Origin of the sequence: Corallococcus sp. CA054B (genome assembly GCF_003611625.1) — a bacterium.
GTDB classification, from domain to species: domain Bacteria; phylum Myxococcota; class Myxococcia; order Myxococcales; family Myxococcaceae; genus Corallococcus; species Corallococcus coralloides.
The window spans coordinates 1-23,836 of sequence record NZ_RAVY01000099.1 but is presented as its reverse complement, the minus strand read 5'-3'; the positions used below and the strand labels follow the sequence as shown (position 1 = coordinate 23,836).

Below are 23,836 nucleotides of genomic sequence, written 5' to 3'. Positions count from 1 at the left end.
GCTGCTCCTCTCAAAGTGCCTGAGCGTCCGGATTACATTGCTCACACTGCCAGTGAAGCGACAAGACTGTATTGATCGATGGAACAAGAGAGGACGCGTCAGGATGGACCTCTAGCAGAGCGAAGCCTTCCAGAACCTCCGGCGGAGGGTCAGAACTTCTGGCGGGGCCGTCCGTTGAATGCCGCCATGGCCCACCTCGTCCCGTTTGCCCTGCGCGCGCTGCTGCCGCTGGGGTTCGCCGCCGTCTTCGTGATGTTGTCGCCCCAGGTCCTCGCGGCCCGGGCCACCACACGCTCCCTGGGCGGCGAGAACCGCTACCTGACCCATGTCACCACCGACAAGCCGCTCTACCGCCCCGGGGAGCAGGTGCTGGTGCGGGGCCTGGTGCTGGAGGCCTTGAGCCGCAAGCCCTACGCGGGCTCGCTCCAGGCGCAGGTGGAGGTGCGCGGGCCCAAGGGTGACGTCGTCACCACCAGCACCGCGAGCACGGCGGACGCCGTCTGGGGCTACGCCTGGCCCATCCCCGCGGGCCAGCCCGGCGGCGAGTACACCCTGCGCGTCACCTACCCGTGGACGGGCGCGGCCCCCGCGGAGCGCAAGTTCGACGTGCGCGCCTACCGGGCCCCCCGGCTCAAGTCCCAGATTGAGTTCCTCCGGGATGGCTACGGCCCGGGCGACACCGTCACCGCCACGCTGGACGTGAAGCGCGCGGAGGGCGGCGTGCCCGAGGGCGCGAAGGTGACGGCCCACGCGCTCGTGGATGGCGCCACCGTGGCGCAGGTGCCTTGCACGGTGGACGCGAAGGGGCGCTGCACGGTGCGCTTCCCGCTGCCCCCGGCGATGGAGCGCGGCGAGGGCACGCTGGCCTTCACCATCGAGGACGGCGGCGTGGTGGAGTCCGCCGCGAAGACGATCCCCATCCTCCTCCAGACGCTGGACCTGGCCCTGTACCCGGAGGGCGGCGACCTGGTGGCGGGGCTCGCCTCGCGCGTCTACTTCGAGGCGCGCACGCCCGCGCGCAAGCCGGCGGACCTGGTGGGCCGGGTGGTGGAGGTGGACAGCGGCAAGGTGGTCGCCCAGGTGCGCTCGGAGCACGAGGGCCGCGGCCGCTTCGAACTCACCCCGCAGGCGGGTGTGCGGTACGCGCTGCGCATCGACTCGCCGTCAGGCATCCGGAAGCGCTTCCCGCTGCCGGAGGTGAAGCAGAGGGGCGCCGTCATCCGCGTGCGCGAGGACGTGGTGCCCGCGGGCAAGCTGGTGCAGCTCGTCGTGGGTTTGAACAGCGTCGGCCGCGCGACGGTGACGCTGAGCCAGCGCGAGGTGCGTGTCGCGTCCGCGGTGCTGGGCGACGTGAAGGGCGGGCCGGTGACGCTGGATCCGGGCGAGGCGGACGGCGTGCTCGTCGCCACGGTGTGGGACCACGACGGGCGGCCCGTCGCGGAGCGGCTGGTGTTCCGCCAGCCCTCGAAGGAGCTGTCCGTGGAGCTGAAGGCGGACCGCACCCGCTACGTACCCGGTGGCCCGGTGCGGCTCACGGCCCGGACGACGCGCGGCGGCCAGCCGGTCTCCGCGCTGGTGATGCTCACCGTGACGGATGACGCGGTGCTGGAGCTCCAGGAGAAGCGCGACCAGGCGCCGCAGCTCCCGGTCATGGTGCTGCTGGAGCCGGAGGTGAAGGAGCTGGCCGATGCGCAGCTCTACCTCGACGCGAAGAATCCGAAGTCGAAGCTGGCGGTGGACCTGCTGCTGGGGACGCAGGGCTGGCGGCGCTTCGCGCTGACCGACACGAAGGGCTTCCTCGCCCGGCATGGTGACGCGGCGATGCGCGTGCTCGCGGTGCGCTGGCCGCAGGAGCCCGTCCGCAAGCCCCGGCCGATGCAGCGACCGAAAGAGCCCCTGATGGACCGGAACGTCGTGAACGAGGATGACGCCTTCGCCGGACTGGCCGAGGGCGCGGTCGTCCCCCAGATGGCCCCCGTCGCCGCGGCGGCTCCGCCTCCCCTGCCCCCGGCGGAGGCCGCCCCGGAAGTGGAGGCACCGGCCCCCGCGCTCCAGGTGGCGAAGGAGGAAGAGGCGCCGATGGAGCGGCGGGCCCTTCGCGCGAAGAGGGACATGCGCTTCGGCGACAAGCAGGTCATCCAGGGGCAGATGATCTACCTGCGTGAGTTCGCGCACACCGCGCGGCCCAACCGCAAGGCGGGAGACCGGGTCGACTTCGCGGAGACGCTCTACTGGAACGCCGGGGTGCGCACGGATGCCCGAACCGGCGAGGCGCGGGTGTCCTTCGCGATGAGCGACTCGGTCACGACGTTCAAGGCGTTCGCGGGAGCGGTGGGCGGTGACGGCGCGCTCGGCTCGGCGGTGGCGGAGCTGGAGTCCGTGCAGCCGTTCTACGCGGAGCCCAAGCTGCCGCTCGAGGTGACGTCCGGAGACGTGGTGCGGCTGCCGGTGGCGCTGGTGAACGGGACGGAGGCGCGACTGTCTGGCGCGGGCGTGAAGGTGGAGCTGAAGGGGGACGTGACGGTCTCCGGTAGCTCCACGCTGGACCTGGCCTCGCAGGCGCGGGGCCGGCAGCTCTTCTCGCTGGAGATTGGCCAGGAGGCCCGGCCGGTGGACGTGAAGCTCACGGCGAGCGCGGGCGAGTACACGGACGTCGTCACCCGCACGCTGTCCATCAAGCCCCGGGGCTTCCCGGGCCGCGTGTCCTTTGGCGGGCTGCTGTCCTCGAAGGCACCGGCGGCGCACCGGGTGGTGCTGCCCCAGAGCCTGGTGCCCGGCAGCGTGCGGACGTCCATCGCCGTGTACCCCGGCCCGCTGGCCAACATGACGGAGTCGCTGGCCCGCCTCATCCAGGAGCCCTCCGGCTGCTTCGAGCAGACCAGCTCCACGACCTACCCCATGACGATGGCGCAGCAGTACTTCCAGACGCACACCGGCGTGAACCCGGAGCTGGTGGCCAGCGCGCGCGAGAAGCTGGATCGCGGCTACCAGCGGCTGGTGGGCTACGAGACGTCCGAGAAGGGCTACGAGTGGTTCGGGCAGAGCCCGGGCCATGAGGCGCTGACCGCGTTCGGCCTGCTGCACTTCACGGACATGCGCCAGGTGCGCGACGTGGACACCGCGATGCTGGAGCGCACGCGCGAGTGGCTGCTCCAGCAGCGGGACGGCCAGGGCGGCTTCAACCGCAAGCGTCGCGCGCTGCATGTGTGGGTGGAGGACGCGGACACGTCGAACGCGTACATCCTCTGGACGCTGCTGGAGAGCGCGGGCCAGCCGGCCTCGCAGGCGAAGGAGCTGTCGCGCGAGGTGGCCTCGGTGAAGGCCGCCGCGGAGAAGAGTTCCAACAGCTACGTGGTGGCCCTGGCGGCCAACGCGCTGGCGCTCGCCGGGGACACCGCCGAGGCCCGGAAGCTGATGGGCCGGCTCGCCTCCGCGCAGGGTCAGGACGGTGTGGTGGGCGGCGCGACGCAGTCCATCGTGGGCAGCTCCGGAGAGACGCTGAACATCGAGACCACCGCGCTGGCGGCGCTGGCCTGGATGCGAGACCCCGCGTACGTGGGCAACGTGGAGCGCGCGATGAAGTTCGTCGCCGAATCCAGCGACGGAGGCCGCTACGGCGCGACGCAGAGCACGGTGCTCGCGCTGCGCGCCATCATCGCCTACGACAAGGCGCGCGCGTCCAAGCTCACCCCGGGGCTGGTGCGCGTCTACGTGGATGGCCGCCCGGTGGGTGAACCGGTGCGCTTCGACGGCTCCTCCCAGGAGGCCCTCAAGCTGCCCGACGTGAGCGCGCTGCTGGGCACGGGCGAGCGCCGCGTGGAGCTGCGGATGGAGGGAGGCGCGGAGCTGCCGTACTCGGTGGAGGTCACCTACAACATGCTGACGCCGGACAGCTCCAAGGACACGGCGGTGACGCTGGAGGTGGCCCTGGCGAAGACGGCCCTCACCGAGGGTGAGCCCACGGAGGCACGGGTGAGGGTGGCCAACCGCACGGGCCAGCGGCTGCCCACGGCGGTGGCCATCTTCGGCGTGCCGGGCGGACTGGAAGTGCGGCACGACCAGCTCAAGGAGCTGGTGAAGCGGCAGGTGGTGGATGCGTACGAGGTGCTCGGGCGCGACGTCGTCCTGTACTGGCGTGGGATGGAGCCCCACAAGCGCATCGACGTGCCGCTGTCCCTGGTGGCCGCGGTGCCCGGCACCTACACGGGCCCCTCCAGCCGCGCGTACCTGTACTACGCGGACGAGCACAAGGTGTGGAGCGAGGGCGTGAAGGTCTCCATCGCACCGAAGCCGTAGGTGGGCGGAATCGACCGGGCCTCCAGCCAAGGACCGGTGGGCTTGACGTATAGGCAGGCACAACAACCCCCGCTCATATGCCCATACCCCACCGGTCCCAGCCCGCCAGCCCTTCCCCGCGTGTGCGCGCCCTCTTCGTGGCGCTCGCCCTCCTCCTCCCGCTGGCCACCGCCTGCGGCGACGAGGATCCCATCAAGCCCGGCCCCGTCGGCCCCCAGGCTGATGCGGGCGGGCAGGATGCGTCCACCTCGACTCCCGACGCCTCCTGCGCCGGCGCCACCTGCGATGCGGGGACCATCTTCGTGCCACCCGACGCGGGCCCCGCGGATGGCGGCGCCACGGATGGCGGTGCCACGGATGGCGGCGATTCCGATGGCGGCGCTCCGGATGCCGGCCCGGACGTGCTCCTGCCCCTGCCTGTCGACCTGAGCGCCCCGTCCGAGCTGCTCGTACGCAGCGACGATTCCGCCGTCCTGCGTGTGGGCGTCGAGCGGCATGAGGGCTTCACCGGCCCCGTCACCCTCGCCGTTCGCGGTCTGCCCTCCGAGGTCTTCGTGGCCGACCGGACGGTGTCCGCGGACACGAACGCGGCGGCGCTGGTCGTGAGCGTGTCCGGGCGCGTCGGGCCGGGGACCCGCCTCGATGCCACGCTGGTGGCCACGGCGGAGGGCCGGTCCACCTCGCGTCCGCTGCGGATGCTGGTCGCGGGCCCCTCCTTCGCGCTGGACCCCACCTTCCCCGTGGTGCCCCTGGGCTGGACCGACGCGTCGCGGTTCGTCGGCGTGCAGCCGGACGGCAAGCTGCTTACGGCCCACGCCATCGCCTCCGGCTCCTTCCCGAGGGGCGATGGCTTCGTGCTCGAGCGCCACCATGCGGACGGCGTCCCGGACCTGACGTTCGGGATGCTCGGGACGGTGACGCACCCGCGTCCGGCGGTGGCGCGGTTGCTCGCGTTCAAGTCCCTGCCCACGGGAGGCAGCCTCGTGGCGGGTACCGCCGCCGACTGCCACGACTACGAGAACGCGCCCCCCTGCACCCTCCTCGTCTCGCGCCTTCTCGCCTCGGGCATGCTCGATACGAGCTTCGGGGACGAGGGCGTTGCTTCGGCGCGGTTCAACGTCAATCCCCGCTCCAACGTGAAGCTCCTCGCGGACGAGGCGGGCCGGGTGTCGCTGGTCCTGTCGTACTACGACGCGGCCCAGGGGGGAGAGGACGTCTATGCGGCGCAGCGGTGGGAGGCGGATGGCAGGCCCGTCGCGGGGTTCGGGACGGAGGGACGGGTGACGTTCGCGCTCCCAGCGAGTGAGCAGCGCTTCGACCAGCTCAACGAAGCCATCCAGCGGAAGGACGGCGGCATCGTGATCGCCGTCACGCTCTTCGACAGCAGCGACTCGGGCAGGCACGGACTGGGGTTCGTCGGCATGAACGGAGCGACCGGCGCGACTTCATGGAGCGTGGACACGACCTACTCTCTCCATCGGGGCGTCATCGCGGACGGGCGCGGCCATTTCGTCTCGCTCGTCTCCAAGTCCGCCCCCAACTACGACCTCATCGTGCACCGGTACGACGAGAGCGGCTCCCGCGTCTCCACCGGGAGCGCCTACCCGATGCCGCCGCGCCTGCTCGCTGTCGGCTCGGCCAGTGAGCTGTTCTTCGATGACGCGGGCACGCCCTACACGGTGGGCCAGGTCGACGGAGGTGGAGGGATGGCAGTGGTGCGCTTCACCCGGCAGGGGGTGGTGGATCTGGGGTTTGGCACGAACGGTTTCGTCCGGCTGGACAGCCGGTTGACCTCCGTGTCCGGCTTCATCCGTGAGCCGAATGGCTGTCTGCTCGCGCGCACGTATCCGGAGCCGGGCCTGGTCCGCTTCTGGCCGTGACGCCCCGCTACTCCGCGAGTCGCGACAGCGCGTCGAACAGGGGATCCTCGACGTAATGGATTGATTCGTGGAAGGACTCGGACCGCAGTCCCGGCCAGGCACCGATCCACTGGTAGGGACTGAGCCAGACCGAGCCCTTCGCATGATCCAGGCGCAGCGCGCCCATCAGGCCCCGCTTCCCCTGCATCACGTTCACGTGCACCACGCGCAAGGTGCCGCTGGAGACCCTTCCCAGGAGTGCTCCGGCTGCATCTCGCGCGGAGAGGTCGTGCTCCGACGGCTCCAGATGCATCAGCGGGTCCTTGCAATAGGTCGAACCGCGAGCATCCACCTTGAAGACCAGGAAGAGGATTCCGAACAGGCCGAAGAGGAAGCCGAACAGGAACAACCCGGTCACGAAGGCCGTGACGTTGAACCCCGGCCAGCCTTGCAACAGTCCAAAGCCCACCGAGCACACGAGGGTCAACGGACCGATGGTCTTCAGGACGGCCAGGAAGAAGCTCGCGTAGTTCAGCTGCCACAGGGTGTGGCTCTGGCGTTCATGGGTGGAATCCATCTCGCTACGATAGAACGGGGGCCCCTTCCCGCGCCGCTCTCTTGAGATGACCCATCCCGATTCCGCCGTCTTCACGAAATCGGATCATCATCAACTGCGGGACGCCGGTCTGGTGCCCAATGTCTTCATCCAGTGGGCGCGGGACGTCTGGGTGTTCCACCAGGTGCTCGACCTGCTGCGCGGCCTTCCCCGCCCACCCCTCCAACAGCAACGCCCACCGCGCGCCGCAAGGCGGCCCCGGCCAGCCCCCGGCCCAAATCCATTCAAGACCACCGGGGTCAAGCGCATCGCGGTGGACGTGCCCGCCCCCGCGCACCGCCAGCCCGTGCCGGAGCGCATCCCCACGGGAGGTGCTGTCGACCTGCAGCACCTGGCCCAGTGGAACTTCAGGTTCTGAAGCCAGTCGTGGTCAATGGACACTCAAACTAGAGAGAGATTGACCATAAACCTGCATGCCCTTGCCAGGATGAAACCAGCCCGAGCAAGCATGCACAGATCGCGCACGCCCCCCTTCCATCCAAGCGGGCTTGCAATTTCTGCAAGGATTTACATGCCGGAATAACCAATATAGACAGCCAACAACCCATTCCGGGCAATCCATAAAAAGAGAATGTCTGACCATGAAGCGAATGAATGCGCTCTCCATCGCGCTGCTCTGTGCGGCGCCACTGGGACTGGGAGCCTGTGGAGCGGAAGGCCCTTCCGGCGAGGCGGAACTGCCTTCACCCGGTGCGCCGGCTCCCCAGAGCGCAATTGACGGCGTTCGCGGCGCCATCCGTTACGACTGTCCCGTTGAGCCCTATGCCAGGATCGACGGGCAGATCGTGCCTCCCGGATGCGATGAGCCGCCGCCCCCTCCTCCTCCCACGCCGCCCGCGGTGCCAGAGGTGCTCACCTATCCGGCCTACACCGTGAAGCCTTCGCTGACGGTCAGCTGGAGCGGCACGGGTGGCTGGGATGACTATTACGAATTGGAGGAACTGCAGGGGTACGGTTACTGGCACACCGTCTATTCCGGAGCATCCACGCACTACACCGCGAACGTGCAGGTGCCGGGCACCTACCGCTACCGGGTCCGCGCCTGCAACTACTATGGCTGCAGCTATTCCCGGGAGGGTTCGGCCACTGTGTCGAACCCGGCGCCAGTCGTGGACCTCTATGGCGAGTACCCGTTCCTGTACACGCATGACCAGCAGAACGCGCAGTACACCTCCCAGACGCAGGGCTTCAACACGGGCTACGCCACCCAGGGCTCGTCATCTCCCTACGTGTTCGGCGCCCAGGACCTGGTGAACGGCCAGTTCCACCTGGGACAGGGCTTCAACCTGCTCAAGGACGACTACGCCCGGATTTGTCTCGACACGCAGAACCCCGCCTTCAGGATCGTCTCCAACCCGGTAAACAGCCGCTCGATGACTGTCACCCGCGCGGTCAACGTCAGCCACCTCGGGCAGCTGCTCGACGTGAACCTGTCCGCCGGCCTGTCGCTGGGGCTGGATGGCTTCTCGCTCAACGTGTCGGGGAACAAGAGGCGCTTCACGGAACAGCTTTCGGATGGGTACCAGGAGTACGTCGTGGTCCGGTGGGAGCGGCAGTTCGACCACTGGACGCTCGAAACCACGGCCGACCCCATCAAGCCGGACTTCGTCTCCAGCATGCTGATCCCCAACAACACCAACGCCAAGAGCAAGTTCCGCGAGGCCTGCGGCGACCAGTTCGTCTACGCGGCGACGCGCGGCGCCCGCCTCTACCTGGTGTTCCGCTTCGACGCCAAGCGCTTCAGCCAGACCGAACGTGTGGAGAAGAGCTCCACGCTTGCGCTCAAGCTGTCGGACATCCTCAATGCCAATGGCTCCAGCGGCATGACGCAGGAGACCCAGCAACTGCTCTCCTCGCTCAACGTCTCCGTCAAGGCCTACTCCGTGGGCGGCGACCCTGCTTGGGAGGTGGGGCTGACCCGGGACAATTTCGGTCCCCGCTTCCAGGGCTTCGTGGACAGCGTCACCACCAACAACTCCGCGGCTGTCGCGACGTCGATGGCGCACTATGACCAGCCTTCCCAGTACCTGAACTACAATTACTTCCAGATCTTCGCGGACTACCGCGAGCCCATGGAGCACCTGCGCCGGTGGAACATGCTGGACGTGGAGCGCCTCCAGCGCTGCATGCTCAGTGAGGCGTATAACTACGCCCCCTACCTGGCGCGACCGGCCTGTCTGGCGGGTGGGCAGGAGTTGATCACCGCGAAGCTCAAGTGCATGGAAACCGGCAGCTGGAGCCAGTGCGTCCATCCCCTGTCCTACTATCCCTCCGCGGGCACGGTTCCTTCGTCAACCCTGCTCTTCGACTGGTTGGGGCAGAACGTCACGTCGCTGGAGCCCGTCTCCATTTCGCAATACTTCAACCACCACGTGAAGGGGAGCTTCGGGAACAAGAAGTGCCAGTCCTTCGATGATTACACCTGCCTGCCCCAGTCCACCTGCGTAAGGGACTTCACGAAAGGCAGCGGCCGCGGCACGAGCCAGGGTTTTGATCACTACTTGCACATGTGGGACGGCCCAGGGAACGGCAGCGGGTGGGACGTCACCGCGTCTGGGCACTGCGTGCGCAGTCCATCCACGCTGTGCTCCTCTCAGTTTGGCGACTCGACCGCGGACTATCAGTTCACCCAGACCGTCCATGGTCAGTGCCCGAACACCCGCGCCTTTACCATCGTCAACTGACGTCCTCCCCGTGACGTGAGACCCTCTGGCCGCTCGGGGCCCCCTTCGGGCCCCGGGCGCCAGCCGGTTCGCGCCCCTGAGCGCGGTCACGGGGCCGGCGAGGTGCCCCTTGCCGCGGCACCCCGGGCGAACATCCGTCCCAGCCATGCGTCGCGCGTCGAAATGCAGGCGCGCGCCAGGTCGGACTGAGGGGCGATGTCGTAGAAGCCATGGAAGGCTCCGCCCCAGACATGCAGCTCGCACTCGCCGCCCGCATCGAGGATGCCGCGCGCATAGGCGACGGCTTCATCCCGGAACGTCTCCCCTGCCGCGACGTCGATGAAGGTCGGCGGCAGCCCCCGCAGGTCCGTGGCGCGCGCGGGCGCGGAATAGGGAGACACGTCCGGGCCGCCACAGCGCTCGCCCAGCACCGCCCGCCAGGCCGTCAGGTTGCTGGTGCGATCCCAGACCCCGACGCCATCAAACCGACGGGCGGACTCCGTCTCATTGCGGTCGTCCAGCATCGGGCATTGCAGCAGCTGCCCCAACAGCTTCGGGCCTTGCCGATCCCGCGCCAGGAGCGTGGTCCCCGCCGCGAGCCCGCCGCCGCCGCTCCCGCCGAAAATCACGAGCTGGTTCGGATCAAACCGCAGCCGGTCGGCGTTCGCCGCCATCCAGACCAGCCCGGCGTAACAGTCCTCCACCAGGGTCGGCGCCGGATGCTCGGGCGCCAGCCGGTATTCCACCGTCACGCAGACCGCGTCATGACGGAGCGCCCAGTCAACGAGCGGCTTCGCTCCCGCGAAGCGGGTCCCCATCACCATCCCGCCGCCATGGATGTGATAGACGGCCGGCCCCGGAACCGAATGGCCCTGCCGGGCAATGACGGAGACCGTGATCTCGGCGCCCTGATAGCCGGGGATGCTGTAATCGACGCAGTGGACCTTCGCGTCGCCAATCAGGTCCTCCCGCGTCACACGGCTCAAGCCACGGAAGTGCTCCAGCTGCTCCAGCGTCATCTTCCGGGGCACATACCCCTCCAGCGCGGGCAGGAGTGCGGCCAGCTGAGGGTCGAAGTCGATGGGGTGGGTGCTCATCCGCGGAGAGGATCAAGCCTGGACGCTCGCGTCAAACGATCTCTGCGTCAGAACCGCGACCAGGCCTGGGTCTTCCCGCCCTCACACTGGAGCTGTTGCATCGGGACATCGTGTCCCAGGCGCGGGGCCGAGAGGCAGAGGTTGCTGTTCCTGTTCACCGTGCAGGTGTCGCTTCCGCACGCGCCGAACACCCAGTTCTGGTTCTCGGAGCCGTCGCACGTGAACTGTTGGATGCTCGCGCCAGGCGTCTCCATCGCGTCCATCACCCCCATGCACTTCCCGCTCTGCTGATTCACGAAGTTGTAGACGCCGGTCGACACCGGCTTGCGGGTCCATTGCTGGTTGGGCTTGCCATCGCATTTGAAGAGCTTGATGTCCGCGCCATCCTTCTTGCTCGCAGGGTCCACGCCGATGCAGTAGCCACCCTGGGCGCTCTTGAGCAACCGGGCTTCCGCTCCGTACGGCGCCAGGAGGCACAGGGCCCCTGCCCCCAGCAGCATGTGAATCCAGCGCTTCACGGTGACCTCCACGGTGGGAACAACGCCTCCCCTCTGGCTCAGGTGGAGAGGGTGCACCTCCGACGCCAAGAGACAGCGCGCCAGGCGCTCTCCCCTCCCCTGGTCCGTCCCAGGCCAACTGGCTAGCATCCGTGGCCCCCGTCACCTGAAGGGAAGCCATGTCGAAGCAGTGGGTACTTTCCGGCGGCGGGGCCACCTACGTGGTCGTGCTGTGGAACGACGCGGAGGCGAAGAACGCGAGCCGCCGGGTCGCTCCCGCCGTGATGCAGATGTGCCTCGACGGGTGGATGCGCACGCACCGGCAGGCCGTCCGGGAGATGTACACCGCCTGCGCGGCGACCCCGGGCTCCGCGACGTGGCCGGCCGACCCCGTGATGAAGCAGCGCCTGTCGGATGCGTTCAAGGCGGGGAAGCTCGTGGGGCTGACGCGCGCCAACGCCCCAGCGGTCATCAAGCCCGCGGCGCCCCTCCCCGTGCGCCCGCCAGACGCCTCGCCCGCGCATGGGGTGGGCATCGTCATGTGGAACAAGTCGCCGCCCCTCCAGCTGCGCTCCAGCCCCGAGCAGGGCAACAACGTCCTCGGGAGCCTGGCGTTCAACACCCCCGTGCAGGTGATCGCGCAGATGCCCGGCGGCTGGCTGTCGGTGAGCACGCGGGACGGGCGCGTGGGCTTCGTCTCCGCTGATTACGTCTGGTCCGCGCCGCGCCACCCCATGCCCGAACCGAACGCCCGGCTCCACCGGGTCGTCAGTGGCGTGAGTGGCACGGCCATCGCCATCGCGGAGGCCTACTACGGCGACGTCGCGCACGCGTGGGGTGCGGACCTGCGCTTCTTCGTGGCCGTGCTCGCCCAGGTCAACCGGCGGGCCATTCCCAACACCACGGCGGGCTGGAAGTCGCTCGAGTTCAAGGCCGACACGTACATCTGGATCCCCAGCAAGGAGTTCGCCAAGGGGCTGCGCGGCAGCGTCAACTCGGGCTCGTACAGCTTCAACGGGGTGGACGCGTTCGCGGCCGGCTTCCAGCGGGTGTCCGAGCTGCTGAGCGACATCTGGGAGGCCATCAAGCTGTCGCTGAAGTACATCCCCGAAGCAGTCACCCGGCACGTCGAGCAGGCCCTGCGCACCGTCCTCACCGCGCTCCTCGAGATGGCGGTGGGCGCCATCCTCTTCCTCGCCATCTGCACGGCGGTGGGCGCCGCGCTGGGCGCGCTCGCGGGCGGAGCGGGTGCCGCGCCGGGTGCGGCCGCGGGGTTCGAGGTGGGGCTCGCGCTCCTGGAGTGGATGGGGTTGGCCTTCCTGGCCAGTTGGATCTTCAGCTCGCTCAAGAAGATTGGCTCCGCGTTCGGGAAGTTCTTCAGCAAGGTGTGGGACGCGCGCGGGAATGCGCAGCGGCTGGACGAGGCGGCGCAGGAGCTGGCCGAGACCATCGGGGTCCTCGCGGGCGTCCTGGTCGAGGTGCTGGCGATGTGGGCAGCGGCCAAGGGTGTTGGCGCCGCGCTCAAGGCGCTCAAGGGCACCGCGGTGGAGAAGTCCTTCGGCTCGACCCGCCTTGCCTCCTGGCTCAAGGAGCGCGCCGCGAATCACTCGGCGGGCAAGTCCAAGCTGCCCGGTCCCAGTCAGGTCGTCAGACGCCTGCGTGAGCGCGAAAAGCCCCCCTCGCCGACCATCGCGGAGCTCGCCGAGCAGGCCGCGCCCCTCTACGAGAAGGAGCTGACGCCCGCTCGCAACCTGATTGCACGGGTGTTCAAGGAGATGGGCTCGGTGCAGGCGCGCGCGAAGGATCCCGTCTCCGCGGCCAACCGGTTGCAGCGCGCGGTCGACCGGTTCGGGGCGAAGGTCTCCACCGTCCAGGAGGCCATCACCCACCTCTGGGATGCCATCGGGACGCGGCTCGTCCTGTCGGACACCTCACCGGCGGCGATGACGCGGGTGGTGAACCGGCTCGCGGAGGCCATCCGGCTGGGGGAGCTGGAGGTCCTCGAGCTCAACAATCTCCATGGGCCCGGGGGCAAACCGTACTTCACCGCCGCGCACCTGGAGGCGTTGCAGCTCGCGGCGTTTGAAGGAGGGAAGCCTCCCCTGCGCATTACCGAGTCCAAGTTGATGGAGAGCGGCTACACGGTGGTGTGCGCCTACCTGAAGCACCCCAACGGGGTCCGGGGCGAGCTGCAGATCATCGGCAAGGATGTGCTGACGATCGCCAACGCCGAGCACATCCCCTACGACGTGATGCTGGGCAAGCCGCTCGTGCGCAACGTGCCGAAGGCGGCGGAGGTCGAGCTCCAGAACCTGGTCAAGCCCGTGGAGGCCGCCATGTCCGCGCTGACCGAGGCGCAGCAGGCGCAATACCTCCAGTACCTCAACCAGGCCTATATCCACGCCCGCATGATGGAGCTCGGCCAGGCGTCCAACACGCCCCCGCTGCCTCCGGGGCTGAGTCCGGTCTTGAGCATCGAACGGATCCAGGCGCTCGAGCGCTCCATCGCGGCCATCAAGGCCAGGTACAAGTCTCCCTGAGGAGCCCCATGCAGATCGTCCTGAACGAACAGAAGCTGCAGCAGGCGATAGGCGCCGCGCTCCACGAGCTGTCGGGGCGCGCGCTCCAGGGCGTGCCCGACACGGGGGCGTTCACCGCGCTGAGCACGCGCTTCGCGGGCGGAGCGCTCGTGGAGGGCGTAGGCGACGTCGAGCTCCGGGTGGCTCCGCTGAGCGGGGACAAGGGCAAGCTGGAGCGCTTCTTCGAGGTGCGGGTCTCCACCCCCAGCGGAGGCAGCCACTCCTCCACCTGGGTGTTCTACGGGAAGACGGCCGCGCTCAAGGAGGTGCTCAAGAACGAGGCGCCCCTCAAGGGGAAGATCCGCGCGGCCATCGTGGCGGAGGCGGAGTCGCTCCAGCGCAATGAACTGGCGTGAGGGGGTGCCTCACGCGTCGCTGAAGCTCGCGGTCAGGGCGTGGTGGTCGGAGGCCGAGCCCACGTCCACCACGTGAGCCGCGATGAGCCGCCGGGCCAGTGCGGGTGAGGCGAAGACGTAGTCGGTGCGGAAGTCGATGGCCTCCCCCTCGCGTTGGCGCCGGGCGGTGGCCCACATGGAGGAGCCTGGCTTGAGGCGCAGCGTGTCCCGCCAGCCGAAGGACTCCAGGTCATTGATGACGTCGAAGCGTGGCGGGTGGCCGTACTTGTCCACCCGCGCGCGGCGGACGCGATCGGCCAGGTCCACCGGATAGGGGTCCGCGCGAGACAGCGAGTTCAGGTCCCCGGCCAGGATGAAGTCCCGCGCACCGAAAGCCGCGGGGTCGATCAGGGAGCGCAGGTAGCGAGCCTCCACGAAGCGCAGGGCCTCATGGTGCGAGTCGAAGTGGGCCGCGAAGAGGGTCAGCGGCCCCGCGCCCGTCTCCAGCTCGCATTCGAGGAGGCAGTGGCCGATGAAGTGGGCATTGGCATGGGCGCGGACGGAGCGCAGGGGCAAGCGGCTGGCGACGGCGACATGGTAGCGGCTGCCGCTGGGGCGGGGGCGCGCGGTGCCCAGCCGCACGTGGGCGTCGGTGGCGGGGAGGTCGAGCGCGGCGGCGACCTGACGAAGCCGCTCGCCGTCCTCCCAACCCAGGCACTCCTGCAGCACGAGCACGTCCGGGTTCTCACGGGCGATGAGCGCCAGGAGCAGCGGCATCCGCTCCTCGCCTCCCATCAGGATGTTGAGCGTCATCACCTTCAGCGGCATGCCGGACAGACTATCCCCCCAGTTGCCAGAGTTCTTCCGCTCTTCGTACCAGGAACCGTCCGCCAGCCAGATGCGGGCCCATTCCTCGCAGCCGGGCGAGCCTCACCAGCGCGGCAGCGTCCATTTGAAGCGTCAACATCACAGGCAGTGTGCTTCGCAGCACCAACCCGCGCTCGACCGCATGGTGCAGGGCGGTGCCCCGGGCCCTCGACAACTCGAGGAGTGCATCCTCGACCCGGGCCACATCATTGGCCGCGATGCCTCGCAGACCGCTCCACAAGGCATCTGGCGGAGTAACAAGCTCTGAGTCGACCCATTCAGACCAGCCCTCCTCCATCTCACGATCTGCTCGGTCGAATTCCATTTCGGCAAGTAATAAGAGTTGCCGGGTCAGCAACAGTGTCGCGAGTGAGAGTTCAGGTTCAGGGGGCGCGCAATCGAAGAAGCGTGCACGAAATGCGGCAACCGCCATGCCATCTCCCGCTGCGATTGCCGAGAGCAGCCCGACAATCGAAAGCTCACAAATGACCATCAAGTATTCACTTGCTTGTGGACCGTCACTGCCCGTCCAGACCACGGATGTCAGGTCGGAACGAATGAACTCAATCCATGCCTGGCGATGCTGCGAGAGGACGTGCCGCACGTCTGGGACTTCACGCTCCTCAAGCAGGAACATTGCCCGAGCCTGTGCCTCCAGGCGCTGCAGCGTTGACATCAGGTCCTCGGAGCTGGGAGAGGCACGTCCGAGTTCCTCAATCTCTTGAGTCGCGAGGGCCCGCAGTCGTGACTCCACAATCAGCGCCATGACAACCACCTGCTGTTGATGCGAGGGCGTATCTGTGCCGACCATCGCTCGAATCGCTTTCGAGCGGGAGTTCAGAGCCCCCCGTTCCTCCCGTAGGAGCTGCACGCCGATGACCGCCGCACGTTGGAAGGACCCGGGTGCGGTTGGACTTGGGGCGCTGCTGTTGGGCCTGATCGTCGCGCCCTGGGTCTATGTCGTCGCCTTCAACGCGCTCTTCGCGTTTCCGGCACCCTTCGCCTTGATGGCGGCCCCCCTGCTGCTCGTAGCGACACTGGACCTTGGACTGGAGGCGTTCGCGCGGCTCCATGGGTTCACGTGGCTCCGGCGATTGGGAGCGGCGTTGTCGGTGGGGGGCCTGCTCACGATCCTCTGGGTCCTGTCGGGCTTCACGTTGATGACCGGCTCCGAGCGACTGGGACTGCTGGCGACCGTCTGGCTCGGCGCCTCACTGGCCTGCCTCGTCATCTCGTTGGCGGTGGGCGTTGCCGGTCCCGCGGTGTTCCTGTTGCGCCTGGACTCACCAGCGAGGCGGCGGGCCGCGCTGGCCGTGGCGTTGCTGCTGTTCGGTGGACTCGCCGCGCTCTGCCTTCACTACCTGCTGACGCCCGCAGGCTTCATCGGCGGTCCGCCTTCGCCAGTTCCCATTGGATGAAGGACTCCGCAGTTGACAGGGCGGGCCCCTGGCCCTCTTAACTCCGCGGGCCACCGCCTCTTCAGGAGCCCCATGAGCCCGCTTCTCCATGACCCCGCCTCGGGTCACCTTCCGCAGGACCTGCTCGCAGCCATCCAGGAGGCCTACGTGCCGGCGGGGATGACCGTCACGACCCAGGCGGTGCGCGAAGAAGAGAGCGCCGAGTATGGCGCCTGCCGCCTGGGGCTCGACGGCCGGGAGGTCGTCTTCCGTGTGGCCAAGACGACCCCCACCAAGATTGGCCAGTTCGTGACGCTGTGGAAGCGCCCCACCCCTGGCGCGGAGATCGCCCCGCTCGACGGCGATGACGGCGTGGCGATTGTCGTGGTGAGCGTGGCCGACGCGACGCACCGGGGGCAGTTCGTGTTCCCCCGGAAGACGCTGCTGGACAAGGGCGTCATGTCCCGCGCCCAGCAGGGCGGCAAACGCGCCATCCGCGTCTACCCGCCCTGGTCCAAGCCCGTGGTGCAGGAGGCCATCCGGACCCAGAAGTGGCAGCTTCAGTACTTCCTCTCGCTGCCACTCGAAGTGGGCACCGGACAGGCCCGGATCCGTCAGCTCTTCGCCGCGTGAGCCCCCACGCTCAGGGCGCCGCCCGGCGGTCCCAGCCCTCCGCGCCCGAGTCGACCAGCTGGCGCAGCTGGACCTCCAGCCCTGGGGTGAACGGCGGGTAGACGTGCTGTCCCGCGTGCCGGAACTCGGTGGCGCGCGCGTAGTCCGAATAGAAGTGCGGCGCCGCCCCCAGGAACACGTCCATGTCGTTCTCCCCCACGATCTGCAGCATGGGGAGCGACAGCGGCCGGTCCGGACGGAACAGCCCCTCCTCCTGATGAAGCGGCGAGCGCCAGGGCGACATGGCCACGAAGAAGCGCACCGAGCCCAACCCCTGGTCCTCTCCGCGCGCCTGGAGGTGGAGCGCCACGGACGCCACCGCCGCTCCCTCGCAGAAGCCCGCGATGCCGTCGAACGGGCCGTACCGCCGCACCACCTCGCGCAGGTACCCCAACGTCAGCGCCCACTGCTCGCGGACCTCCGGGGTCACCTCGAACGCGGTGCCGTGGTGGTGCCGCGCGTAGAGCGCCTCGAAGCCCGCGCGCCACTCGCGGTAGCGCGCCGCCTTGTCGTAGAGCCCGGTGCTGACCAGCTGGCTCAGGCCCACCTGCTCCAGTTGCAGCGCGTTGGTGAAGGCCGGCATCTCATACGGCGCGTCCGGCACGACGAAGTCCAGATGCGAGCGGTCGATCCACCCGGTCCGCTCCAGCAGGATCCGCGCGAGGCGCGCGTTGGTCCCCTGCCCCGGAAGGAACAGCACCCTCGGGCGGCGCGGCACGAACACCGACAGGTCGCCCAGCTGGGGGTGGCGGCTGCGCTGCTCGACGGGCGCGCGCGGGTTGCGCCGGTGCACGAGCGAGAGCGCCGGGCCCAGCAGCGCCCACAGCTCGCGGCCCTCCTCGCCGGTGCCGCCCAGCATGCGGCTGTAGCGCTCCCACTCGGCTTCCCGCTCGACCTGGAAGCGCTCGAAGGGGAGCAGCTCCAGGGTGCGCTCGGACAGCACGCGCTTGGCCGGCTCGATGAAGTCCCACAGCTCCAGCAGCACGCGCTCGGCGTCGGTGCTGGTGGATGACGCGGAGGTGAGCCGGGCCAGGGCGCGCGCATGCGCGTCGCGGTCGTCTCGGAAGTGCACGTAGGCGGGCGCGAAGGCCTGCACGAAGAACGCATAGCTGGCGCACATCAGGGAGCGGACCCTGCGCGGCACCTGCGCTCCGTCGTTGTAGGTGATGAGGTTCGGGTCGCCGTTGATCCACAACCCCTGCACGCGGCTGCCCTCCCCGAACAGGCCGAGCAGCACCGAATCATCGGTGTGCGAGCCCAGGCACTTGAGGAAGACGTCGGCCTTGAGCGTCTCTCCCGCCTGGGTCACCACGGCGTCGGCGGTGAGGTGGTCCGTCTCTCCCACGACGATGCGCAGCCGGCCCATGCGCTGGGCGAGGAAGTAGAGGTCGGAGCCGGCGGGGACGGTGGACTGGTCCATCGTCCACTCTCCCGTCGCGTCACGCGCCAGGCAGTCCAGGGACTCCACGACCACGCCGCACGCGGCGTAGAAGGGGCGCATCACGCTCACCACGTCGGACACGGGCATGACGCCCTTGCTCGAGTTGAGCAGCCAGTTGCAGAACGTGGAGAGCACCATGTGCTGCTGACGGCACAGCAGCGTCACGTGCCGGGCGCCGTTCTCCAGGGCGGTGCGCATGTTCTCCACGGCGAACGCGCCGTGACCCACGATGACCACCGAGGCGCCCTGGAACGAGGCCAGCGGCGTGTCGTTGGAGATGCCCAACCCGATGTGCCCCTGGAACGCGTCCTCGCCCGGGAACGTGTGCTGGCGGGGACGGTGCAGGCCGCCGGTCATCGCGGCCACGCCGGACACGCGCATCCGCTGCGTCCGCCCGGCGCGCTGATAGGTGACTTCGTATTCGGAGTCCGCGACCTTTCGCACGGCCTGGACCCGCGACTCCAGATACACGGGGCCCAGCAGGGACCCGGCCATGTCCTGACAGCCGGTGAGGATCTCCTGCTGCGAGGGGAAGCTCGTCCTCCAGCTGTGGCCCCCGGGCGACGGCATCGTGGTGCTGTCGAAGTCGTAGGCCGGCGAGTCGATCTGCAGCTTGGACGAGGCATTGGCCAGCGTGCGCCAGACGCCGCCCACACGCGGAGCCGCATCCATCACGACCACGGAGGTCCCAGCCTTCTCCAGCTGCCGGGCGAAGCTGAGGCCCCCCATCCCCGCGCCAATCACCAGCACCGGCAGCTGGGGCCGGGGCGCCGAGGCCACGGGACGCGCGGCCACGGCGGCGCGGGGCGCCAGGGATGCCAGGTGACGGGCCATCGTGCTGATGCTCGGGTATTCGAAGACGAAGGCCGCCGACAGCTCGACGTTCAGGCGCGAGGCGAGGCGGTTGCGCAGGGACACGCTGCCCAGCGAGTCCAATCCGCTGTCCAGCAGGGACGCGTCGTCCGCGACGGGCCTCCCCACGGACTCAGCGGCCGCCTGACGGACCATCGCGAGCAGGTCCTCCGCCGCGACGAGGGTGGCGCTCGGAGCGGGTTCGGTCCCCGGCTGGGCCGGACTTCCACTGCCCTTGGGACGGAGACGGGAGAGCAGCGGCAGCTCCAGCCGCAGCCGGCTCCAGTCGATGGGCGAGACGCACACCGCGCCCCGCTTACCCGCGGCCAGCAGTTGCTCCAGCACCTCGGAGCCCAGCGCGTCGCTGATGCTGCCGAAGCCTCCGGTCTCCGCGCGCCGGGCCGCGTCGTGGCGCGCCGCCATGCCGCCGTCGGACCAGGCACCCCACTGCACGGACAACACAGGCTCGCCTGCCGAGGACCACTTGCGCGCCAGCGCATCCAGCGTCGCGTTCGCCGCCGCGTAGCTGCCCTGCCCCGAGGAGCCGAACACCGCCGCCGCGGAGGAGAAGAGCACCAGGAAGTCCGGCGGAGAGAAGACTTCCCGCAGGTTCCTCGCTCCGTGCACCTTCGCGCCGTAGGCCTGCCGCAGCTTCTCCACGGACTGGTTCGGCAGCGTCCCGTCGCTCAGCACTCCGGCTGCGTGGACGACTCCGCCCACCGAGGGCCAGCCCGAGGCCTCCAGCCAGGCCTTTGCCTCGCGCACGCTCTCCGCACGGGACACGTCGCACGCCACGCACTCCACCCGCGCCTTCGCGCGCAGCGCTTCCAGCTCCGGCGAAAGCGTTGCTCCCGCCGTGCGAGACAGCAGCAGCACGTGCGTGGCTCCGCGCTCCACCAGCAGCCGGGTCACCACCTTGCCCAGCGCGCCCTGCCCTCCGCTGATGACGTACGTCGCGTCCGGACGCACCTGGAGGCCTTCGACAGCGCCGACGTCGCTACAGCGCCGCAGGCGGGGGACTCGCACCACGCCGGCCGCGTCCACCGACAGCTCGTCCTCCGCGTCATCGCTCGTCGCGAGCGTGAGCACCTTCGCCAGCGTGCTCCCTGCGCTCTCGATGCAGCGCACCCGGAGGTCCGGACGTTCCAAACGGAAGGTCCTCGCCAGGCCCCACAGGCCCGCGTCGTCCTCGCTCCCGGCTTCCGTCACGAACACCCGGCGGTCGGCCTGGACCGTCTGGAGCAGCCTCAGCCCCAGCGCCACGTCCTCTTCCGCGCCACGGCCCCAGAGCGCCACCGTCGTCCAACGCTGGTCGGACAGCGCGGCCTGCGCCTGCGACTCATCCTCCACGACCACCGCCTGCCAGCCCGCGGGCAGTTCTCCTTCCAGTGTCCTTCGCGTCAGCAGCAGGTGTGCACCGCTACCGCCGGGACGTGTCTCGATTGGAGGGACGGGCGTCCACGCCGTCTCATAGACGCACGTGGCGGGCGTTGCCTGCTCCACCGGCGCGGCCTTGGCGGCTCCCGGTTTCGCCCCGGGCCGGGTCCATCCCAGGGGAACGTGCCGGAACAAGCCGGGCCCTCGACCCCACCGGAGCGCCTGACTCGACGCCACCCATTGCGTCCCGGCCTCGCCCACGATGCGCTGTGCAAGCTTGAGCAGCGTGGAGCCCGGCCCCAGCTCCACGACCGTCTTCGCCGGCCCTTGCGCCCACGCCGTCTCCACCGCACGCAGGAACAGCACCGGATTCAGCAGCTGCTCCGCCCAGTACTCCGCCGTGCGCAGCCGCGACGTCTCCACCGCGCCCGTCAGCGTGGAGATGAACCGCACGCCTTGCGGCTCGCGCAGCTCCACCGCTTCCAACCGCTGGCGGAACGCCTCCGCCGCGGGCGCCATCATCGGCGAGTGGAACGCGTGCGACACCGCCAGCATCGTATGGGCCACGCCCAGCACTTCCGTGACGAAGCGGTGCAGCGCGTCCTTCGGCCCTGCCACCACCGTCGTCGTCCGCTCGTTCTCCGCGGCCACCACCAGCTCCGGTGGCAGCAACGGCCGGACCAGGTCCGCCGGACTCCGCACCGCCGCCATGCCTCCGCGCGGACACTCCGCCATCAGTCGGCCCCGCAGCGCGGCCAGCTCCAGCGCCTGCTCCGCGCTCATCCCCCCCGCCACCGCCGCCGCCGCGAACTCACCGACCGAGTGACCCAGCACCGTCGCGGGGCGCATGCCGCGCGCCTGCCACATCGCCGCCTGCGCCAACTGGAGCGCGACGATGGCCGGCTGCGCGTACTGCGTCTCCTGCACCTGCGCCGCCATGTCCTTGTCGTCGGAGAGCAGCAGCTTCAGCAGCGGCACCTCCACCTTCGACTCCAGGAATGCCGCGTAGCGGTCCAGCGTCTCCTTGAAGACGGGGTTGGCTTCGTACAGGCCCTTCGCCGCTGCCGGCACCAGCGAGCCCTGTCCGGTGAACATCCAAAGCACGGTCATTCCCAGCCCCCCACTTCCTTCGCGAACGCATTCGCCCGGCCTGACGCGGCCGCATCCCAGGATTCAAGTACGACGTGAGCATTGGTGCCGCCGAAGCCGAACGACGAGACCCCCGCGACGAGCGGCCGCTTCTCACCGTTCCGGCCGAGCGCCGTGGGCTGGGTCGGGATGACGGCGGAGAAACCCGCGAGGTCGATCTTCGGATTCAGCGTCTTGAAGTGCACGTTGCCGGGCGCTTCCCGGCGGCGCAGCACCTCCACCGCCTTGATGAGCCCCACCACACCGGCGGCGCCCTCCAGGTGGCCGATGTTGCTCTTCACCGCGCCCAGGACCACGGGCTTGTCCCGCTGGGCCCCCAGCACGTTCTTGAGCGCTTCGACTTCAATCGGGTCGCCCAGCGACGTGCCGGTGCCGTGGCACTCGACGTAGTCCACGTCGCGCCCTTCCAGCCCCGCGACGTCCAGCGCCTGCCGGATGACCGCCTCCTGCGCCAGACCATTGGGCGCCGTCAGTGAAGCGCTGCGTCCATCCTGGTTGACCGCCGTGCCGCGGATGACGGCCAGCACCTCGTCGCCATCCGCCAGCGCGTCACTGAGCCGCTTGAGGACGACCGCGCCCACGCCTTCGCCCCGGCAGTATCCATCCGCGGCCGCGTCGAAGGTCGCGCAGCGGCCCTGGATGGACAGCATCTTGGCGGCGGAGCAGCCCACGAACGAGCGGGAGTGCAGCATCACGTTGACGCCACCCACCAGCGCCGCCGAGCACACGCCGCCGCGCAGCTTCTCGACCGCCAGGTCCACCGCCACCAGCGACGACGAACAGGCGGTGTCCAGCGTCATGCTGGGGCCCGTGAGGCCCAGCAGGTACGAGATGCGATTGGATGTGATGGACGCCGACGACCCCGCGCCGAAGAACGGATCCGACAGCTGGTCCTCGCCGTTCATGTGCGCCCAGTCATGGTTCATCTGGCCCACGAACACGCCGATGCGTGACGAGCGCAGGCGCTCCTTGTCGTATCCGGCGGCATGGAAGGCCTCATAGGCGACCTCCAGCAACAGTCGCTGCTGCGGATCCATGGCGCGGGCCTCCGCGACCGGGATGCCGAAGAAGTCGTGATCGAAGCTCTCCACCTCGCTCATGAAGGCGCCGCGCCGGGTGTAGCTGCGTCCCACCGCGTTCGGATTCGGGTCGTACACCGCGTCGATGTCGAAGCGGGACGAGGGGATCTCCGTCACGCAATCCCGCCCCGCGAGCAACATCTCCCACATCTCGTCCGGCGAGAGGACGTCTCCGGGCAGACGGCAGGCACGGGACACGATGGCGATGGGCTCCTCGGAGCGCCGCGGCTGCCGCTGCGCCCGGGGACGAGGGGCTGGCGTGTTCGGAGTCGTGCTCTCCAGCCGTGCGGCGAGCGCAGCGGCCAGTTCCTTCAGCGTCGGGTGATTGAGCACGAACACCGCGCCCACCGTAAGGCTCAGCTCGCGGCTGAGGCTCTGGGCCAGTCCGACCGCGCCCAGCGAGTCCAGCCCCTGCGCCATCAGCGGTTCGTCGTCGATGATCTGGCCGCCTGCGGACAGGCCCATCGACTCCGCCGCCGCGCGACGCACCAGCGCGACCAACTCCGCCATCGTCGGGCCGCTCTTTGCGTCCGAGCGCTTCGGGACCTGTGTCTCGACGCGCCTGGTCCGGAAGCGGGACACCAGCGGCAGCTCCAGCCGCAGCCGGTTCCAGTCGATGGGCGAGACGCACACCGCGCCTCGCTTTCCAGCAGCCAGCAACTGCTCCAGCGCCGCCGTGCCCAGCGCGTCACTGATGCTGCCGAAGCCTCCGGCCTCCGCGCGCTTGTACGCCTCTTGCCGGGCCGCCATGCCGCCTTCGGACCATGCACCCCACTGCACCGACAGCACCGGCTCGCCCGCTGCCGACCACTTCCGCGCCAGCGCATCCAGCGTCGCGTTCGCCGCCGCGTAGCTGCCCTGGCCCGAGGAGCCGAAGACCGCCGCCGCGGAGGAGAAGAGCACCAGGAAGTCCGGCGGGGTGAAGACCTCCCGCAGGTTCCTCGCTCCGTGCACCTTCGCTCCGTAGGCCACCGTCAGCTTCTCCACGGACTGGTTCGGCAGCGTCCCGTCGCTCAGCACTCCGGCTGCGTGGACGACTCCGCCCACCGTGGGCCAGCCC

At 69.3% G+C, this 23,836-nt stretch carries 15 protein-coding genes; 8 read left to right on the top strand and 7 right to left on the bottom strand.

What is annotated here, in order from left to right; genetic code table 11:
- Nucleotides 1–186 precede the first annotated feature (186 nt).
- Both D7V80_RS23140 and D7V80_RS23135 read left to right on the top strand, forming a co-directional pair.
- Nucleotides 187–4,296, top strand: a complete 4,110-nt coding sequence (locus D7V80_RS23140; protein WP_120590217.1) for an MG2 domain-containing protein — start codon at nt 187–189, stop codon at nt 4,294–4,296.
- Nucleotides 4,297–4,433: 137 nt separating this feature from the next.
- A complete protein-coding gene (locus D7V80_RS23135; protein ID WP_147447189.1) occupies nt 4,434–6,176 on the top strand; it encodes a hypothetical protein in 1,743 nt (580 codons plus the stop codon).
- A 7-nt stretch (nt 6,177–6,183) separates the two neighbouring features.
- Here D7V80_RS23135 and D7V80_RS23130 read toward each other — a convergent pair whose 3' ends face one another.
- Nucleotides 6,184–6,732: a hypothetical protein gene (locus D7V80_RS23130; RefSeq protein WP_120590215.1), complete on the bottom strand. Its 549-nt coding sequence runs from the start codon at nt 6,730–6,732 to the stop codon at nt 6,184–6,186.
- A 112-nt stretch (nt 6,733–6,844) separates the two neighbouring features.
- On the opposite strand from D7V80_RS23130, the gene D7V80_RS23125 reads away from it, so the two are divergent.
- On the top strand, nt 6,845–7,129 hold the full coding sequence (locus D7V80_RS23125; RefSeq protein WP_120590214.1) for a hypothetical protein: 285 nt from the start codon (nt 6,845–6,847) through the stop codon (nt 7,127–7,129).
- Between the two features lie 223 nt (nt 7,130–7,352).
- A complete protein-coding gene (locus tag D7V80_RS23120; protein ID WP_147447188.1) occupies nt 7,353–9,455 on the top strand; it encodes a fibronectin type III domain-containing protein in 2,103 nt (700 codons plus the stop codon).
- An 86-nt stretch (nt 9,456–9,541) separates the two neighbouring features.
- On the opposite strand, the gene D7V80_RS23115 is transcribed toward D7V80_RS23120, so the two are convergent.
- A complete protein-coding gene (locus D7V80_RS23115; RefSeq protein ID WP_120590212.1) occupies nt 9,542–10,531 on the bottom strand; it encodes an alpha/beta hydrolase in 990 nt (329 codons plus the stop codon).
- Nucleotides 10,532–10,578: 47 nt separating this feature from the next.
- Nucleotides 10,579–11,049 (bottom strand): RICIN domain-containing protein, encoded by a 471-nt coding sequence (locus D7V80_RS23110; protein WP_158616682.1) that lies wholly within the window; start codon nt 11,047–11,049, stop codon nt 10,579–10,581.
- Between the two features lie 158 nt (nt 11,050–11,207).
- Between D7V80_RS23110 and D7V80_RS23105 the strand changes: the two genes are divergently transcribed.
- A complete protein-coding gene (locus D7V80_RS23105) occupies nt 11,208–13,568 on the top strand; it encodes an SH3 domain-containing protein (protein WP_120590210.1) in 2,361 nt (786 codons plus the stop codon).
- Between the two features lie 8 nt (nt 13,569–13,576).
- Nucleotides 13,577–13,963, top strand: a complete 387-nt coding sequence (locus tag D7V80_RS23100; protein ID WP_120590209.1) for a hypothetical protein — start codon at nt 13,577–13,579, stop codon at nt 13,961–13,963.
- A gap of 9 nt (nt 13,964–13,972) precedes the next feature.
- Here the strand turns inward: D7V80_RS23100 and D7V80_RS23095 are convergent, their stop codons facing one another.
- Nucleotides 13,973–14,770: an endonuclease/exonuclease/phosphatase family protein gene (locus D7V80_RS23095; RefSeq protein WP_120590208.1), complete on the bottom strand. Its 798-nt coding sequence runs from the start codon at nt 14,768–14,770 to the stop codon at nt 13,973–13,975.
- 10 nt (nt 14,771–14,780) lie between these two features.
- Nucleotides 14,781–15,575 carry a hypothetical protein gene (locus D7V80_RS23090; RefSeq protein WP_147447187.1) on the bottom strand — a complete coding sequence of 265 codons (795 nt, stop codon included), beginning with the start codon at nt 15,573–15,575 and terminating at the stop codon, nt 14,781–14,783.
- Nucleotides 15,576–15,684: 109 nt separating this feature from the next.
- Here D7V80_RS23090 and D7V80_RS23085 point away from each other — a divergent pair, with 109 nt between their 5' ends.
- A complete protein-coding gene (locus D7V80_RS23085) occupies nt 15,685–16,227 on the top strand; it encodes a hypothetical protein (RefSeq protein ID WP_147447186.1) in 543 nt (180 codons plus the stop codon).
- A gap of 72 nt (nt 16,228–16,299) precedes the next feature.
- The gene (locus D7V80_RS23080) at nt 16,300–16,839 is read left to right on the top strand and encodes a MepB family protein (RefSeq protein ID WP_120590205.1); all 540 of its coding nucleotides are present in this window, start codon (nt 16,300–16,302) and stop codon (nt 16,837–16,839) included.
- 10 nt (nt 16,840–16,849) lie between these two features.
- On the opposite strand, the gene D7V80_RS43680 is transcribed toward D7V80_RS23080, so the two are convergent.
- Nucleotides 16,850–21,658: an SDR family NAD(P)-dependent oxidoreductase gene (locus D7V80_RS43680; RefSeq protein ID WP_120590204.1), complete on the bottom strand. Its 4,809-nt coding sequence runs from the start codon at nt 21,656–21,658 to the stop codon at nt 16,850–16,852.
- The coding region (locus D7V80_RS23070; RefSeq protein WP_120590203.1) for a beta-ketoacyl synthase N-terminal-like domain-containing protein at nt 21,655–23,836 on the bottom strand (2,182 nt) is incomplete at its 5' end. The genes D7V80_RS43680 and D7V80_RS23070, both read right to left, overlap by 4 nt.